This is a genomic window from Thermaerobacter composti, assembly GCF_033582035.1.
Lineage (GTDB): Bacteria > Bacillota > Sulfobacillia > Thermaerobacterales > Thermaerobacteraceae > Thermaerobacter > Thermaerobacter composti.
Window position 1 is genome coordinate 2,886,684 of the sequence record NZ_CP132508.1, and the last position, 15,864, is coordinate 2,902,547.

General features: G+C 73.1%; 22 protein-coding genes. 1 reads left to right on the forward strand and 21 read right to left on the reverse strand.

The annotated features are described in order from the left end of the window. Window positions 1-521: 521 nt before the first annotated feature. Window positions 522-1,880 (forward strand): acetyl-CoA carboxylase biotin carboxylase subunit, encoded by a 1,359-nt coding sequence (gene accC / locus Q5761_RS11735; protein WP_135224508.1) that lies wholly within the window; start codon window positions 522-524, stop codon window positions 1,878-1,880. Window positions 1,881-2,122: 242 nt separating this feature from the next. On the opposite strand, the gene rpsI is transcribed toward accC, so the two are convergent. The 21 genes from rpsI to rpsH form a co-directional block, all read right to left on the reverse strand. Further along, window positions 2,123-2,503: a 30S ribosomal protein S9 gene (gene rpsI, locus Q5761_RS11740; protein ID WP_207669937.1), complete on the reverse strand. Its 381-nt coding sequence runs from the start codon at window positions 2,501-2,503 to the stop codon at window positions 2,123-2,125. Between the two features lie 174 nt (window positions 2,504-2,677). Continuing rightward, on the reverse strand, window positions 2,678-3,166 hold the full coding sequence (gene rplM / locus Q5761_RS11745) for a 50S ribosomal protein L13 (RefSeq protein WP_135224510.1): 489 nt from the start codon (window positions 3,164-3,166) through the stop codon (window positions 2,678-2,680). Between the two features lie 261 nt (window positions 3,167-3,427). After that, window positions 3,428-4,276 (reverse strand): tRNA pseudouridine(38-40) synthase TruA, encoded by an 849-nt coding sequence (gene truA / locus Q5761_RS11750; RefSeq protein WP_135224511.1) that lies wholly within the window; start codon window positions 4,274-4,276, stop codon window positions 3,428-3,430. Between the two features lie 223 nt (window positions 4,277-4,499). After that, window positions 4,500-5,291, reverse strand: coding sequence for an energy-coupling factor transporter transmembrane protein EcfT (locus Q5761_RS11755; RefSeq protein WP_318750690.1), 792 nt, complete (start codon window positions 5,289-5,291; stop codon window positions 4,500-4,502). Beyond that, window positions 5,288-6,280 (reverse strand): energy-coupling factor transporter ATPase, encoded by a 993-nt coding sequence (locus Q5761_RS11760; protein ID WP_135224513.1) that lies wholly within the window; start codon window positions 6,278-6,280, stop codon window positions 5,288-5,290. The genes Q5761_RS11755 and Q5761_RS11760 overlap by 4 nt, the downstream gene beginning before the upstream one ends. 4 nt (window positions 6,281-6,284) lie before the next feature. Next, window positions 6,285-7,265 carry an energy-coupling factor transporter ATPase gene (locus Q5761_RS11765; protein ID WP_135224514.1) on the reverse strand — a complete coding sequence of 327 codons (981 nt, stop codon included), beginning with the start codon at window positions 7,263-7,265 and terminating at the stop codon, window positions 6,285-6,287. Window positions 7,266-7,309: 44 nt separating this feature from the next. Next, window positions 7,310-7,651 carry a 50S ribosomal protein L17 gene (gene rplQ / locus Q5761_RS11770; RefSeq protein ID WP_135224515.1) on the reverse strand — a complete coding sequence of 114 codons (342 nt, stop codon included), beginning with the start codon at window positions 7,649-7,651 and terminating at the stop codon, window positions 7,310-7,312. 98 nt (window positions 7,652-7,749) lie between these two features. Continuing rightward, on the reverse strand, window positions 7,750-8,697 hold the full coding sequence (locus Q5761_RS11775; protein ID WP_135224516.1) for a DNA-directed RNA polymerase subunit alpha: 948 nt from the start codon (window positions 8,695-8,697) through the stop codon (window positions 7,750-7,752). Window positions 8,698-8,742: 45 nt separating this feature from the next. Further along, window positions 8,743-9,165, reverse strand: a complete 423-nt coding sequence (gene rpsK / locus Q5761_RS11780; RefSeq protein ID WP_135224517.1) for a 30S ribosomal protein S11 — start codon at window positions 9,163-9,165, stop codon at window positions 8,743-8,745. Between the two features lie 19 nt (window positions 9,166-9,184). Next, window positions 9,185-9,565 carry a 30S ribosomal protein S13 gene (gene rpsM, locus Q5761_RS11785; protein ID WP_318750691.1) on the reverse strand — a complete coding sequence of 127 codons (381 nt, stop codon included), beginning with the start codon at window positions 9,563-9,565 and terminating at the stop codon, window positions 9,185-9,187. Between the two features lie 16 nt (window positions 9,566-9,581). Further along, entirely contained in the window at window positions 9,582-9,695 is a 114-nt protein-coding gene (rpmJ, locus tag Q5761_RS11790) for a 50S ribosomal protein L36 (RefSeq protein ID WP_006902861.1), read from the reverse strand. 93 nt (window positions 9,696-9,788) lie between these two features. Further along, a complete protein-coding gene (gene infA / locus Q5761_RS11795) occupies window positions 9,789-10,013 on the reverse strand; it encodes a translation initiation factor IF-1 (protein ID WP_006902860.1) in 225 nt (74 codons plus the stop codon). 4 nt (window positions 10,014-10,017) lie between these two features. Continuing rightward, complete coding sequence (locus Q5761_RS11800; protein ID WP_135224520.1) at window positions 10,018-10,335, reverse strand: KOW domain-containing RNA-binding protein; 318 nt, start codon at window positions 10,333-10,335, stop codon at window positions 10,018-10,020. 132 nt (window positions 10,336-10,467) lie between these two features. Beyond that, window positions 10,468-11,223: a type I methionyl aminopeptidase gene (map, locus tag Q5761_RS11805; protein ID WP_318750692.1), complete on the reverse strand. Its 756-nt coding sequence runs from the start codon at window positions 11,221-11,223 to the stop codon at window positions 10,468-10,470. Then, window positions 11,220-11,870 (reverse strand): adenylate kinase, encoded by a 651-nt coding sequence (locus Q5761_RS11810; RefSeq protein ID WP_135224522.1) that lies wholly within the window; start codon window positions 11,868-11,870, stop codon window positions 11,220-11,222. The genes map and Q5761_RS11810 overlap by 4 nt, the downstream gene beginning before the upstream one ends. 240 nt (window positions 11,871-12,110) lie before the next feature. Further along, a complete protein-coding gene (gene secY / locus Q5761_RS11815; RefSeq protein WP_318750693.1) occupies window positions 12,111-13,379 on the reverse strand; it encodes a preprotein translocase subunit SecY in 1,269 nt (422 codons plus the stop codon). Window position 13,380: 1 nt separating this feature from the next. Beyond that, complete coding sequence (rplO, locus tag Q5761_RS11820; protein WP_135224524.1) at window positions 13,381-13,827, reverse strand: 50S ribosomal protein L15; 447 nt, start codon at window positions 13,825-13,827, stop codon at window positions 13,381-13,383. A gap of 49 nt (window positions 13,828-13,876) precedes the next feature. Then, window positions 13,877-14,386, reverse strand: coding sequence for a 30S ribosomal protein S5 (gene rpsE, locus Q5761_RS11825; RefSeq protein WP_135224525.1), 510 nt, complete (start codon window positions 14,384-14,386; stop codon window positions 13,877-13,879). A gap of 24 nt (window positions 14,387-14,410) precedes the next feature. Next, a complete protein-coding gene (rplR, locus tag Q5761_RS11830) occupies window positions 14,411-14,785 on the reverse strand; it encodes a 50S ribosomal protein L18 (protein ID WP_135224526.1) in 375 nt (124 codons plus the stop codon). A 32-nt stretch (window positions 14,786-14,817) separates the two neighbouring features. Further along, a complete protein-coding gene (rplF, locus tag Q5761_RS11835; RefSeq protein WP_135224527.1) occupies window positions 14,818-15,366 on the reverse strand; it encodes a 50S ribosomal protein L6 in 549 nt (182 codons plus the stop codon). Between the two features lie 85 nt (window positions 15,367-15,451). Continuing rightward, window positions 15,452-15,850: a 30S ribosomal protein S8 gene (gene rpsH / locus Q5761_RS11840; protein WP_135224528.1), complete on the reverse strand. Its 399-nt coding sequence runs from the start codon at window positions 15,848-15,850 to the stop codon at window positions 15,452-15,454. Between the last annotated feature and the right edge of the window lie 14 nt (window positions 15,851-15,864).

Sequence of the window (15,864 nt, forward strand, 5' to 3'; positions counted from 1 at the left end):
GGGTCATCCCTTCCCCGGTCTCCCGAGCCCTCTCCGTGAGGCTCTCCAGCTTCAGCATGGACGGGTGGGCGGCGGAGGACAAGGGCCGGCGGGCGACCCGCCGGCCGGCGCCGACCGGGGTGCCGGCGCCGGCCGGGTCCTCGTGGCGGGCCTCCCGCCCCCTGGCCGCGATGCGGGCCTGGGCGTGGATTCAAGACCCCGGCCAGGGCCCTGCGGCGCCGGGCGTCCCGCGCTGCCCACCCCGTGGCGCCCGTCCCCGGTGCCCCTGCGACGTCGGGCCTCCGGCGGTGCCGTCCGGCGACGGGCGGACGGGCGGGTGGCGACGCCGGCGGGGACAGGCAGGCCACGACGGCAGACCGCGACGGCGGCAACGGCCGACGGTCGGGCAAGGGGGCCAGCGACGAAGGCCGCAACGGGGGACGGTCGGGCCGGGCCGTCGCGCGGCGGCAGGGGCCCGGGCCGCGGCGGGCGGTGCAGGAGAGACGGCCCGCGCTGCGAACCCTCCCGGGGAGGTCGAGGCCATGTTCCAGAAGATCCTGATCGCCAACCGGGGCGAGATCGCCGTCCGCATCATCCGTGCCTGCCGCGAGCTGGGCATCCGGACCGTGGCGGTGTACTCCGAGGCGGACGCGGATGCGCTGCACGTCGCCATGGCCGACGAGGCCTACTGCATCGGCCCTCCCCCGGCGCCGCGCAGCTACCTGCACATCCCCAGCCTGATCGAGGCGGCCAGCAAGGCCGGGGTCGACGCCATCCACCCGGGGTACGGCTTCCTCTCGGAGAACGCCCACTTCGCCGCGGTGTGCAAGACGTGGGGCATCGAGTTCATCGGGCCGTCGCCGGAGGCCATCGAGACCATGGGCCTCAAGTCCCTGGCCCGGGAGGCGATGCGGCGGGCCGGCGTGCCGGTGGTGCCGGGGAGCGAGGGCACGGTGGACGACGAGGACGAGGCCCTGCGGATCGCCCGCGACATCGGCTACCCCGTGCTGGTCAAGGCGGCCGCCGGCGGGGGCGGGCGCGGCATCCGCGTCGCCCGGGACGAGCAGGAGCTGGTGCAGGCCCTGGCCTCGGCGCGCCGGGAGGCGGAGTCGACCTTCGGCAACGGCGCCGTCTACCTGGAGAAGTTCCTGGAGGAGCCGCGGCACATCGAGATCCAGGTGATCGCCGACAAGCACGGTCACACCCTGCACCTGGGCGAGCGCGAGTGCTCGGTGCAGCGGCGACGGCAGAAGATGATCGAGGAGGCGCCGTCGCCGGCGATGACCCCCGAGCTGCGCCAGCGCATGGCCGAAGCCGCCATCCGCGCGGCCGAGGCCGTGGAGTACGTCGGCGCAGGCACCGTGGAGTTCCTGGTCGACCGGGACGGCAACTTCTACTTCATCGAGATGAACACGCGGATCCAGGTGGAGCACCCGGTCACCGAGCTCGTCACGGGGATCGACCTGGTGAAGGAGCAGATCCGCGTGGCGGCGGGCGAGCCGCTCTCCTTCACCCAGGACCAAGTGGAGTTCCGGGGCTGGGCCATGGAGTGCCGCATCAACGCGGAGGATCCCGGCAATCGCTTCCTGCCGTCGCCGGGGACCATCACCCTCTGGGAGCCGCCCGGCGGTCCCGGGGTGCGTCTGGACGCCGGCTTCCGCGCAGGCACCACGGTGCAGCCCTTCTACGACTCGCTGGTGGGCAAGCTCATCGTGTGGGGCCGCGATCGCCAGGAGGCCATCGCCCGCATGCGGCGCGCCCTGGATGAGTTCCGCATCGAGGGGATCCGCACCACCATCCCGCTGTACCGGGAGATCCTGCAGCGGGACGACTTCCAGCAGGGGCGCTTCCACACCCGCTGGCTCGAGGAGGAGGTGCTGGCCGGGCGGCAGGGCGCCTGAGGCCACGCGAGGCCACGGATCACGGCCGCCAAGGCAACGCGGGGCACCCGGCGGGACGGCGGTCCCGCCGGGTGCCCCGCTTTTCCCGGGAAATGGCGAGAGCATCGCGGGGAATCGCGAGAGCGTCGCGGCCGTCGCTGCCTGCGTCGCCGGCATCGCGGCCCGGCGGGGTCGACGCCCACAGGAGCGGTCGACGCCCACAGGAGCGTAGGAACGGCCGCCCCTCCGGGGCGCCCCATCCCTCAGCGCTTGGAGAACTGGGGCGCCTTGCGCGCCTTCTTGAGGCCGTACTTGCGCCGCTCCTTGACCCGCGGATCCCGGGTCAGCAGGCCGGCCTGCTTCAGCGGCTTCCGGTACGCCTCGTCGACCTTGAGCAGCGCGCGGGCGATGCCGTGGCGGACGGCGCCCGCCTGCCCGGAGATCCCGCCCCCGGCCACCCGGGCCAGGACGTCGTACTTGCCCAGGGTTCCCGTCACCTTGAGGGGCCGCTCCACCTCGGCCCGTTGGGCGATGGTCGGGAAGTACTCCTCGAAGGGGCGGCCGTTGATGACGATGCGCCCGTCGCCGGGGATCAGGCGCACCCGGGCCACGGCCTCCTTGCGCCGACCCGTACCCCAGTACACGGCGGTGGTCGCCACCGTCTCACCTCGCTTTCCCAGGCCCGATCGAGTTCCCACGCCCGATCGAGACGCCCGAGCCAGCACCCTACCGCCTCCCCGTGGGGGCCGGCCGGGACGCAGCCCCGGCGGGCCCCCGTCCGGGTGGGTCGCAGCCGACGTCGAGCCACCTTCGCCCGGTCACGCGCCGGGTTCGGTCTGTGCGGCGGCCTGCTCCCACTGGGGCGTGCCGTCGGGCCGGATGGTCAGCGGCCGGGGACGCTGGGCGGCATGGGGGTGATCCGGCCCGCGGTAGACGTGAAGCTTGCGGAACTGCCGCCGCCCCAGGGCGTTGCGCGGCAACATGCGGCGCACGGCCAGCTCGATCATGCGCTCGGGACGCGTCTCCAGCAGCCGCCGCGCGGTGATGGCCTTCAAGCCGCCGGGGTAACCCGTGTGCCGGTAGTACACCTTCTTGTCCAGCTTCTTGCCAGTCAGGCGCACCTTCTCGGCGTTGACCACGATCACGTGGTCCCCCGTGTCCACGTGGGGCGTGTAGATGGGCTTGTGCTTGCCCCGCAGGATCTTCGCCACCTGGCTCGCCAGGCGGCCCAGGGGCACGCCGTCGGCGTCGATCACGTACCACTGGCGCTGCACGTCCTGGGGGCGGGCCATGAAGGTGGTCCGCATGGTGTTGCCTCCCGTCCTCGGGCCCCGGCAGGGGGCCCGGGTCCGCCAATCAACAAACGGGCCCGCGGCGCGGCCGGGGCCGATGGAACGCCAGCAACCCGATGAAAACAGCATCTCCTATGCTAGACGCTGGATTGGGGCCTGTCAAGGCGATCCCTGGCCCCCATCGGCCGGCGGGGCGGCGGTCGATGGGATGCCCCGGCCGGCGCCCTGCCCCGTCGGTCCCGTCCGGGCGCGACGGGCCTCGCAGGCCCCGCGCCCTCACCCCGGCCAGGGCGGCCCCTCGGCCACCCAGTCGTCGTACGCCACCCGCCACAGCACCAGGCCGTGGGCCGGCGCCGTCGGCCCCACCAGGTCACGCCGCCGCTGGGTCAGCAGGGCATCCAGGTGGTCCAGGGACCAGCGCCCGCGTCCGATCTCCACCAAGGTGCCCACGATGCCCCGGGCCATGTGCATGAGGAAGCCGTCCGCCTCCAGGACGAACCGCAGCAGCGGGCCGCGTTCCTCCACCACGCAGCGGTACAGGGTGCGCCGCGTTCGTCGCACGGCGGAGCCGGAGGCCTTGAAGGCCGCGAAGTCGTGGGTGCCCTCCAGCCGGCGCGCCGCGGCCCGCATGGCCGCCACGTCCAGTTCCAGCGGCACGTGCCACTGCCAGCGGCGGTGCAGGGGATCGGGGACCGGCCCGCGCGCCAGGTGGTAGACGTAGGTCTTGCGGCGCGCACCATACCGCGCGTGGAAGCCGGGCGGCGCCTCGTCGGCCGCCACGGCCACCACGTCGGGGGGCAGCAACCCCCGCAGGGCGGGAACCAGACGCTCGGCAGGGAAGGGCCGCGGCGTGCGCCAGTGGATCACCTGGGCCCGGGCGTGCACGCCGGCATCGGTGCGGCCGGCGGCCGTCACCCGCACCGGATGCCCGAGGAGCCGCGCCAGGGCCTCCTCGACCACCTGTTGCACCGTCCGGCGCCCGGGCTGGCGCTGCCAGCCGGCGAAGTCCGTGCCGTCGTAGGCGAGGATGGCCCGCAAGAGGCGCCCCTCCGCGGCAGCCTCGCCCCGGTCGCGCCCGGGGCCGTCGGCCGCTGGGTTGGGAGCGGCATCTTCCGATGCTGGCAACGCCTCACCGCCTCCCCGACGCGTCCCAGGTGTCGGCGCCGGTGGCCGTCGCGCCCATCCGCTCGATCGGGGGACCGGGGGCGCGGCCCGCCCCGCCTCGTGGGATCCGCGGGTCGGCGGCACGGCCCGCGGCGACCGAGGGCCCCTGCGGCCCGCGCGGTGTGAGCCGGCGGCGACGGGGCCCGCGGAGCGCGGTGGGCCGCGCCGGTTCGTCCCATGGGCGCTAGCGTCCCCAACGGAGGGCGACGCCCAAGACCAGCGCGGTCAGCAGCACCGCCGCGGCATCCCGGCGACCCACCCGCAGCTCGCGGTAGCGCGTCCGGCCGGCCCCACCCCGGTAGCCGCGGGCCTCCATGGCCAGGGCCAGCTCGTCGGCGCGCCGGAAGGCGCCGACGAAGAGCGGGACCAGCAGCGGCACCAGCGCCCGCAGCCGCCGCAGGGGACCGCTCCGGTGGAACTGGGCTCCCCGCGCCATCTGCGCCTTCATGATGCGCTCCGCCTCCTCCGCCAGGGTGGGGATGAAGCGCAGCGCGATGGTCATCATCATCGCCAGCTCGTGGGCGGGGACCCGGCGCCCCAGCGGCCGGAGCAAGGCCTCGAGGCCGTCGGTCAGGGCGATGGGCGAGGTGGTCAGCGTGAGCAACGCGGCGGCGGTCACCAGCAGCAGCAGGCGCACGGCCAGGCGCAGCCCCAGCTCCAGGCCCTGTTGCGTCGCCACCAGCGGGCCCAGGGTCAGGAGCGGGTCACCCGGCACCGCCACCAGGTTGAGGACCAGGGTCAGGCCCACCAGCCACAGCATCGGCCGCATCCCGCCGAGGACACCGGCCAGGGGCAGCCGCGCCAGGACGGCCGCGCCCAGGACGAACCCGGCCAGCACGCCGTACGCCGCCCACTGTCGCACCAGGAACAGGACGAGGGAGTAGGCGGCCAGGAGCACCACCTTCGTGCGCGGGTCCAGCCGGTGCAGGGGGCTGTCCCCGGGGACGTACTGGCCCAGCACGGGTTCGGGGATCACGGCGACCCCTCCCGCCGCGGCACGCGGTTGCCGTCGTCCCGCGGCGCGGGTGGCGATGCGGGCCCCGAGGGCCCGCGATCCCCCCTCCGGCGCCGCGGCCCGTCCCCCGCAACGGGGGGCGCGGCGGGCAGGAAGGGGGCCGCCGCCACCAGCTCCGCCTCGGCCGCGTCCAGGTCGACTCGGGCGCGGTTCACCGGCACCCCCCGGCGGGCCAGTTCGTCCAGCAGCCGAACGGTGGCCGGCGGGGTCAGGCGGCAGCGGGCGAGCAGGTCGGCATCGGCCAGGACGGCCTCGACGGGCCCGTCGGCCTCGATGCGGCCGTCGCGCAGGAGCACCACCCGCTCGGCCACGGCGGCCACCTCGTCCACGTCGTGGGAGACCAGCACCACGGCGATCCCCGATTCCCGGTGGAGCCGGCGCAACAGCTCGACCAGGGCCTGCCTTCCGCGCGGGTCGAGGCCGGCCGTGGGCTCGTCCAGCACCAGCACCCGCGGCATCATGGCCAGGACCCCGGCGATGGCCACCCGCCGCATCTGCCCCCCGCTGAGGCTGAAGGGCGAGCGCCGGCCCAGGTCGGGGTCCAGGCCCACCAGCGCCATCGCCCGCTCCACCCGCGCGGCGACCTCCGCCTCGTCGCAGCCCAGGTTGCGCGGGGCGAAGGCGATGTCGTCCCACACCGTCTCGGCGAACAGCTGCTGCTCGGGGAACTGGAAGACCAGCCCGACCCGCCGGCGCGCCTCGGCCAGGCGATCGTCGCGATCGGGGCCGGGCGCCCAGAGGTCGATCCCGTCCACCTCCACCCGGCCGCGGGTCGGGCGCAGCAGGCCGTTGAAGTGTTGCACCAGGGTGGACTTGCCGCTCCCCGTGGGCCCCATGATGGCCACGCGCTCCCCGTCGGCGATGGCGAGGTCGACGCCGCGGAGCGCCTCGCGGTGGGCCCACCCGGGGGCGCCGTAGACGTGATGGAGCCCCTCCACCTGGATCCCCACGGCCTCACCCGCCCCCCACCCCGCCGGCGGCCGGGTTGCGGGCCGCGGCGGCGGGTCCTCCCCCTCGCTGCCCCATGCCCGGCCCCCCTGACCCGGGCGCTGCCGACCCGCCCCCGAGGTCGCCGGCGCCGGGCGCCGGCGACCCCGGGCGGAGCAGGGCCGCCACCAGCTGCTCCACGGTGACGATGCCGGAGGGCAGGCGCCACCCGCGGCGACGCAGGCGGTCGGCCAGGCGCCCCATGGGCGGCGCCGCCAACCCCACGGCCTCCAGCCAGTCGGGGCCGTCGAACGCCTCCGCCGACGGGCCCCCGGCCACCACGCGCCCCCGGTGCATCACGACGACCCGCTGGGCGCGGGCCGCCTCCTCGAGGAAGTGGGTGATCAGCACCACGGTGATCCCCTGCTCCCGGTGCAGCCGGGTGACGGCGTCGAGGACCTCCGCCCGTCCGGCGGGATCCAGCATGGCGGTGGCCTCGTCCAGCACGAGGCACGCCGGTTCCATGGCCAGGACCCCGGCCAGGGCGACCCGCTGCTTCTGGCCCCCCGAGAGCCGGTGGGGTGGATCGGCGCGCCGCTCCCACAGGCCCACCGCTTCCAGCGCCCGCCGCACGCGGCGGGCGATCTCGTCCCGCGGCAGCCCGAGGTTCTCCGGCCCGAAGGCCACGTCCTCCTCCACGGTGGGGGCCACCAGCTGGTTGTCGGGATTCTGGAAGACCATGCCCACCAGGCGCCGGATCTCTCCCCGGGCCGCGGGATCGGCGGTGGACCGGCCCGCCACCCGCACCTCGCCCCGGGTCGGCAGCAGCAGGCCGTTGAGCAGCCGCGCGAGGGTCGACTTCCCGGAGCCGTTGGCGCCGACCACGGCCAAAAATTCACCCCGGCGCACCTCCAGGTCGATGCCCCGCAGGGCCTCGACGGCATCCGGCTGGCCGGGGTGGTACACGAAGTGGACCTGTCGGATCTGGATGAACGCGTCCCCCGTCACGGCGCCGGGCCCTCCACCGCCGCGCCGGGCGGGACCGCCGGGGCTCACACCAGCTCCAGCAGCGCCATGGGCGCGCCGTCCCCGCGGCGCGGCTCCAGCTTCAGTACGCGGGTGTAGCCGCCGGGCCGGTCGCTGTAGCGCGGCCCGATGACGTCGAACAGCTTCTTCAGCACCTGCTTGTCGTAGAGCACCGCGGCCGCCTGGCGGCGAGCGTGCAGGTCGCCGCGGCGGGCCAGGGTGATCAGGTGCTCCGCCAGGCGCTGGGCCTCCCGCGCCCGGGTCACCGTGGTCTCGATGCGCTCGTGGATGAACAGCGACGTCACCAGGTTGCGCACCATGGCCTGCCGCTGATCCGTCGGCCGGTTCAACCGCGACTTGTGGCCCATCGCCCATTCCCTCCTGCCGCCTGCCCCGGGCCGGGGCCACGCCTCGGAGCGGCCGGCCCGCACGCCATCGTGCGGCGCCGCCGCGCCGCCCCCGCTGCTCAGTCCTCCGGCTGCTTCAGCGAGAGCCCCAGGGCAGCCAGCTTCTCCTCGATCTCCTCCAGCGACTTCTTGCCCAGGTTGCGGACCCGCATCATGTCCTCCGGCGTCTTCTCCACCAGCTCCCCGATGGTGTTGATGCCGGCCCGCTTCAAGCAGTTGTACGAGCGCACGGAGAGGTCGAGCTCGTCGATGCTCATCTCCAGCAGCTTCGCCCGCTCGTCGTCCTCCTTGGCCGCATCCGCGCCGGCGCCGCGGGACTGGTCGGTCAGGCCGAGGAACAGCGCCAGGTGGTCGGTCAGGATGCGGGCCGCCTGGCTGGCCGCCTCGTCGGGCGCCACGGTGCCGTTGGTCCAGATCTCCAGGGTCAGCCGGTCGTAGTCGGTGATCTTGCCGACCCGGGTGTTCTCCACCTGGAAGTTGACCTTGCGGATCGGCGTGAAGATCGAGTCGACGGGGATCACGCCGATGCTGCGGTCGGGGTCCTTGTTGCGATCGGCGGGGACGTAGCCGCGCCCGCGCTTGACCGTCATCTCCATGAACAGCCGACCGTCGTGTTCCAGCGTGGCGATCAGGTGGTCCCCGTTAACGATCTCCACCTCGGGAGGCGTGATGATGTCCGCCGCCCGCACCCCCCCCTCACCCTGGGCCTCGATGCGCAGGATCTGGGGTTCATCGGTGTGCATCTTGATCGCCAGTTCCTTGAGGTTGAGGATGATCTCCGTCGTGTCCTCCACCACCCCGGGGATCGTGGAGAACTCGTGCAGCACCCCTTCGATGCGGATGCTGGTCACCGCCGCGCCGGGCAAGGACGAGAGCAGGACCCGACGCATGGCGTTGCCCAGGGTGATGCCGTACCCGCGCTCCAGCGGCTCGACCACGAATCGGCCGTACTTGCCGTCGTCGCTGATCTCCGCGGTCTCGATGGTCGGCTTCTCCATCTCGTTCATGGCTCCGCCCTCCTGTCGAGCCGCCGACAGCGGGCTCGCGCCGGCCTAGACGCGGCGCCGCTTCGGCGGGCGGCACCCGTTGTGGGGGATGGGGGTGACGTCCTTGATGGCGGTCACCTCCAGGCCCGTGGCCTGCAGGGAGCGGATGGCCGCCTCCCGACCCGGCCCCGGACCCTTCACCCACACCTCCACCTCGCGCATGCCGTGCTCCATGGCCTCGCGCGCCGCCTGCTCGGCGGCGAGCTGGGCGGCGTAGGGCGTGCCCTTCTTCGAGCCTGTGAAGCCGTTGGTCCCGCCCGACCCGGAGGCGATGGCGTTGCCCTCCACGTCGGTGATGGTGACGATGGTGTTGTTGAACGTGGATCGGATGTGCGCGATACCGCGCTCGACGTGCTTCCGATCCTTGCGGCGCAGCCGGGTGGCCGCTCCGCGGCGGCCACCCCGGCGCGGTGCGCCCCCTCGTGCCATGGGTCAGCCTCCTCGCGCCTCACTTCTTCCCCGGACGCTTCTTGCCCGCCACCGTGCGGCGCGGCCCCTTGCGCGTCCGGGCGTTGGTCCTGGTCCGCTGCCCGCGCACCGGCAGACCCCGACGGTGGCGCAAGCCGCGGTAGCAGCCGATGTCGATCAGCCGCTTGATGTTGCGCTGGACCTCGCTGCGCAACTCGCCCTCCACCTTGTAGTCGCGCTCGATGATGGCGCGCAGGCGGTTGATCTCATCCTCCGTCAGATCCCGCACCCGGGTGTCGGGGTTGACCTGCGCCTTGGCCAGGATCTCCCGGCTACGAGACAGACCGATGCCATAAATATAAGGAAGCGCGTACTCGACGCGCTTGTCGCGCGGCAGGTCGACGCCTGCGATGCGGGCCATCCGAACACCTCCAGGCTCAACCCTGCACCTGCTTGTGCTTGGGGTTCTCGCAGATCACCCGCACCTTGCCCTTGCGGCGGATGATCTTGCACTTGTCGCAGATGCGCTTGACCGACGGACGAACCTTCATCGATGGAAGCCTCCTCGCGGCGCCGCCCCGCCCGGGGGACGGAGCCAGCCCTCGCTGCCCTCCGTTCGCGACCTCGGATCGCAACCGCCCGGGTCAACTCCGGTGGCGATAGGTGATGCGCCCCCGGGTGAGATCGTACGGGGACAATTCCAGGGTTACCCGGTCGCCGGGCAGGATGCGGATGAAGTGCATGCGGATCTTGCCCGAGACGTGGGCCATCACTTTATGGCCATTATCCAATTCTACACGAAACATGCCGTTCGGCAAGGGCTCGACCACCGTCCCCTGGACCTCGACCACGTTCTCCTTGCGTGCCACGGCCTCACCCCCCTTGCACCTCCGGCTTCCCGTCCTCGTCTTCCCGCTCCCCGAAGTACGCCTCCACCAGGGCCGTCAGGGCGCGGCGCAGCTCGGCGTTGGCCGGTCGCTTGCCGGCCGCCAGCTGCTCCCGGATCTCCTGCGCCCAGGCCCGGTGGAAGACCAGGTGACGCACGTTCTTGCGCTTCGGCCGGTCCACCGGCCGCAGGTCGCCGTCGGCCACCAGGACGAACCGGTCGTCCAGCACGGCCACGACCAGATAGGGGCGGCCGCGGTCGCGCCCAGCACGGGATGTGACCAGTTGCCCGATAGATTCGTGCACGGGGCCACCTCCGGCCACAATTTATAGTATCGCCAGTCCAGCGCCTCAAGATTCCGCCCCGACGCCTCCCCAGGCCGCCCACGCCACCCGTCGGCATCGTCCCCCGCCGGGCGGGTTCGTCCGTCCATGGGCCTAGAAGGCGCCGGCGGTCAGCACCTCCGGCTCGCCCTCGGTGATCAGCACGGTGTGCTCGAAGTGGGCCGACAGGCTGCCGTCCACGGTGCGCACCGTCCAGCCGTCGGGGTCGGTGCGCACGGCGGGACCGCCCGCGTTGACCATCGGCTCGATGGCCAACACCAGTCCCGGCCGCAGCCGCAGACCCGTCCCGGGCCGGCCGTAGTTGGGCACCTGCGGGTCCTCGTGCATCGCCCGGCCGATGCCGTGCCCGGCGTAGTCCCGCACCACCGAGAAGCCGGCCGCCTCCACCACCTGCTGGACGGCGTGCCCAACGTCGCCCACCCGGTGCCCCGGCCGCGCCGCCGCGATGCCGGCCTCCAGCGAGCGGCGCGTGACCTCCAAGAGGCGGCGTGCCTCGGCAGACACCGCCCCGACGGCGAAGGTGGCCGCCGAGTCGCCGTGATAGCCGTGATAGCGCGCCCCGACGTCGATGGAGACCACGTCGCCCTCCCGGATCACCCGGCGGGGGCTGGGGATGCCATGGACCACCTCGTCGTTGATCGACGTGCAGATGCTGGCGGGGAACCCCTGATAGCCCTTGAAGGCCGGCTCGGCGCCGGCCTCGCGGATCAGCCGCTCCGCCAGGCGGTCCAGGTCCGCGGTGGTGATGCCGGGCCGCAGCGCCGACGCCAGCTCCCGCAGCACCGCCGCCACGATGCGTCCCGCCTCGCGCATCAACTCGATCTCCCGCGGGGACTTGAGCTCGATCATCGACCGACCCCCGTGATCCGCGCGATCTCCGCCTCCACCTCGGCGATGGGGCGGTCGGCCGCCACGGTGTGCAACAGGCCGGCGTCCCGGTAGTAGTCGACCAGCGGCTGGGTCTGGCGACGGTAGACCTCCAGCCGCTGGCGCACCGTCTCCTCGCGGTCGTCGGGCCGCTGGACCAGCTCGGCGCCGCAGCGGTCGCAGCGGCCCTCCACCTGCGGCGGATCGAAGCGCACGTGGTAGGTGGCGCCGCACGCAGGGCAGACGCGGCGACCGCTCAGGCGCTCAACCACCACGGCGTCGGGGACGTCGAAGTACAGGACGCCGTCCAGCCCCACGCCCAGCTCGGCCAGCACCGCCTCCAGCCCCTCGGCCTGGGCCACCGTGCGCGGAAACCCGTCCAGGAGGAACCCGGCCCGGCAGTCCGGCTGCGCCAGCCGCTCCCGCACCAGGCCCAGGGTCACGTGGTCGGGCACCAGCTGGCCCGCGTCCATGTACCGCTTGGCCTCGCGGCCCAGAGGCGTCCCCTCGCGCACCGCCGCGCGGAACATGTCGCCCGTGGCGATCTGCGGCACCCCGGCACGCTGGGCCAGCCGTGCCGCCTGCGTCCCCTTGCCCGCCCCCGGCGGGCCGAGAAAGATCCAGCGCACGTTACCCCTCCCCACCGCTGGCCGGCGGCCAACGCCGCCGGTCCCGGTCGGCCCCGCGGCGGCCGCGGCCGGGCGCGTTGCCGAGCGGTCCGGACCGCCGTCGGCCGCCGCATGGCCGGCCGCGCGGCCCAGCGCCCGGGGGCCCCGGGGGCGATCCGACGGGAGCAGCGCGCCCCCTGGACCGCGCCGCCGGCCTGGCCCGGACCCCGGCCCGGGGCCGGTTCGTCCGGTCGGCGGCTCTCACCGCTTCATGAAGCCCTGGTACTGCCGCATCAGCAGGTGGGCCTCGATCTGCTTCATCGTCTCGAGGGCCACGCCGACGACGATCAGCAGGGCGGTGCCGCCGAAGTACACGGTGGCGATTTGGGTGACCCCGCGGACCAGCAGCGGCAGCACGGAGATCAGCGCCAGGAACAGCGCCCCCGCCACCGTGATGCGGGTCACCACGCGGGCCAGGTACTCGGCGGTCGGCCGGCCGGGCCGCAGGCCCGGGATGTAGCCGCCGTACTTGCGCAGGTTGTCGGCGATGTCCTGGGGGTTGAAGGTGATCGCCGTGTAGAAGAACGTGAACCCCACGATCAGCCAGAAGTAGATGACGGTGTTCAGCGGCGTGCCCCAGCCGAACCAGCGGCCGATGAATTGCGACCACCCCGCCTGGGGGAAGAACCCGGCCACCGTCAGCGGCAGGGCCACCAGGGAAGCCGCGAAGATCACCGGGATCACGCCCGCCTGGTTGACCCGGATGGGGATGTGGGTGCTCTGGCCGCCGTAGATCCGTCGCCCCACCACGCGCTTGGCGTACTGCACCGGGATGCGCCGCTGGCCCTCGGTCACCCACACCACGGCGACGATCACCGCCAGGCCCAGCACGACCAGCAACAGGATCTGGAACAGCGTCACCGACCCGGCCCGCCACATCTCCGTCAGGGTGACCAGGCCATGGGGCAGCCGCGAGACGATGCCGGCGAAGATCAGCAGGCTGATGCCGTTGCCGATGCCGTTCTCCGTGATCTGCTCGCCGATCCACATGAGCAGCACGGTGCCGGCGGTCAGCGTGATGGCCACCACGGCCATCCCGGGGAAGCCCGGCCACTCCAGGGCCCCGGCCCGGTGCAGGTAGTAGGCGATGCCGCCCGCCTGCAGCAGCGCCATGACCACGGTGCCGTAGCGGGTCAGCTGGGTCAGCCGGCGGCGCCCCTCCTCGCCCTCCTTGGCCAGTTCCTCCAGCCGCGGGATCACCACCGTCAGCAGCTGGACGATGATCGACGCGTTGATGTAGGGCGTGATGCTCATGGCGAACACGGACACCGTGGCCAGCGCGCCGCCGGCGAAGAGGTCCAGCAGCTGGAAGATCGAGCCCGTGGCGAAGAGCGGCGCCACGCGCTCGGGGATCACGCCCGGCGTGGGCACGTGCACCCCCAGGCGGAACACCAGCAGCATCGCCAGCGTGAAGAGGATGCGGGCGCGCAGGTCGCCGATCTTGATGGCGCGGCCCAGGGTGGCCAGCATGTCAGATCACCTCGGCCCGGCCGCCCGCCTGCTCGATCTTGGCACGGGCCGAGGCGCTGAACTTGTGGGCCCGCACCGTCAGGGCCACCTTGATCTCGCCGTCGCCGAGCACCTTGACGCCATCCCGGCCCTTCTTGATCAGGCCGTGCTCCTGGAGGAGCTCGGGGGTCACCTCCGTGCCCGGCTCGAAGCGGTTGAGGTCCTCCACGTTGATCACGGCGTACTCCTTGCGGAAGGGCGCGTTGGTGAAGCCGCGCTTGGGGATGCGCCGGTGCAGGGGCATCTGCCCGCCCTCGAAGCCCGGCCCCTTGGCGCCACCCGAGCGCGCCTTCTGTCCCTTGGTGCCCCGTCCCGCCGTCTTGCCGTGACCGGAGCCGATGCCGCGGCCCACCCGCTTGGGGCGGCGGCGGGCACCCGGCGCCGGCTTCAGCTGGTGCAAGCCTGCCATGCTCCCTACCCCCGTCGTCCGACTCGACCGGCACCCGGCCCAGGCTCCGTCAGCCGATGAGCTCCTCCACCGGCTTGCCCCGCAGCCGGGCCACCTCCTCGGCGCTGCGCAGCGACTTCAGGCCCTCCATGGTGGCGTACACCACGTTGGCCGGGTTGTTGGAGCCCAGCGACTTGGTCAGCACGTCCCGGATGCCGGCCGCCTCCATCACCGCCCGCACGGGGCCGCCGGCGATGACGCCCGTCCCCGGCGCCGCCGGCTTCATCAGCACCCGCCCGGCCCCGAACTCGCCCACCACGGGATGGGGGATCGTGGTCCCCACCCGGGGCACCTCGATCATGTTCTTCTTGGCCTTCTGCACGGCCTTGCGGATGGCATCCGGGATCTCCGCCGCCTTGCCCATGCCGACGCCCACCCGGCCGTTGCCGTCGCCAACCACCACCAGGGCGTTGAAGTTGAAGCGGCGGCCGCCCTGGACCACCTTGGATACGCGATTGATGGCCACCAGCCGCTCCTGCAGCTCGTCACCGTCCTGCTGCCGCCTGCGATGACGCGCCACGCCGTCCCCTCCTTCCGGCTGGGATCAGAACTGCAGACCCGCCTCCCGGGCCGCCTCGGCCAGCGCCTTGACCCGCCCGTGGTACCGGTAGCCCCCGCGATCGAAGACGACCTTGGTGATGCCGCGCGCCAGCGCCCGCTGGGCGATGGCCCGCCCCACCACCTTGGCCGCCTCCACGTTCCCGCCGTAGCCGCCCACCGCCTCGCGCAGCTCGGGTTCGACGGTGGACGCGGCCACCAGGGTGACGCCCGCCTCGTCGTCGATCACCTGGGCGTAGATGTGCTTCAGGCTGCGATAGACGTTGAGCCGCGGGCGCTCCGGCGTCCCGAACACCTTCTTCCGAACCCGCCGGTGCCGGCGCTGGCGGGCTTCCTCCCGCGTCTTGGGCTTCCGCGCCATGTTCCGGACACCCCGTCCCTTCGCGACCAGCGTTACTTGCCCGTCTTGGCCGGCCGCAGGGCCACCCGTTCGTCGGTGTAGCGGATGCCCCGCGGACCGTCGGCGTAGCGGAACCGGCTGAGGGGCCGCTTGGCCCGGATGGTCGCCGCCACGTTGCCCACCAGTTCCTTGTCGATGCCCCGCACCACCACGGTGTTGGCCGCCGGCACCTCAATCTCGATGCCCTCCGGCGGCACGTACTCCACCGGGTGCGAGTAGCCGAGGCTCATGACCAGCTTGCGCCCCTGCTTGGACGCGCGGTAGCCCGCGCCCTCCAGGGTCAGGGAGCGCTCGTAGCCCTGGGTCACCCCGGTGATCATGTTGGCCACCAGGGTGCGGAACAGGCCGTGCAGGGCGCGACGCTGGCGCTCGTCGTCCTGACGGCGCACCACCACCTGGCCGTCCTCCACCGCCACCTCCAGGCCGGCGGGGATGGTGCGCTCCAGCTGCCCCTTGGGTCCCTTGACCCGCACCACGTTGCCCTCGACGGTCACCTGCACCCCCTGGGGGATGGGGATGGGCTTCCTGCCAACCCGCGACACGCGATCCACCTCCCGCTCGGCAGATTCCCGCGCCTCCCGCGCCCGACCGGTGCCGGCGATCCCGCGGGCCCTCGCCCCGCGGCGCTCACCAGATGTAGCACAGCACCTCGCCGCCGACACCCTCCGCGCGGGCCTGCTTGTCGGTCATGATGCCGCGGGACGTGGACAGCACCGCGATCCCCAGCCCGCCCAGCACGCGGGGGATCTGGTCCTTGCTGGCGTAGATCCGCCGGCCGGGCTTGGAGATGCGCTTCAGCCCCTGGATGACCCGCTTCTTGCCCGGCCCGTACTTGAGGAAGATGCGGATCACGCCCTGCTTGCCGTCGTCGATCCACTGGTAGTCGTGGATGTAGCCCTCCTGCTTGAGGATGTCGGCGATGGCCCGCTTGATCTTCGATCCCGGCACGTCGACCCGCTCATGCCCCACCATGTTCGCGTTCCGGATGCGCGTCAGCATGTCCGCGATGGGGTCGGTCATGGTCATGGGCAGAACCCCCT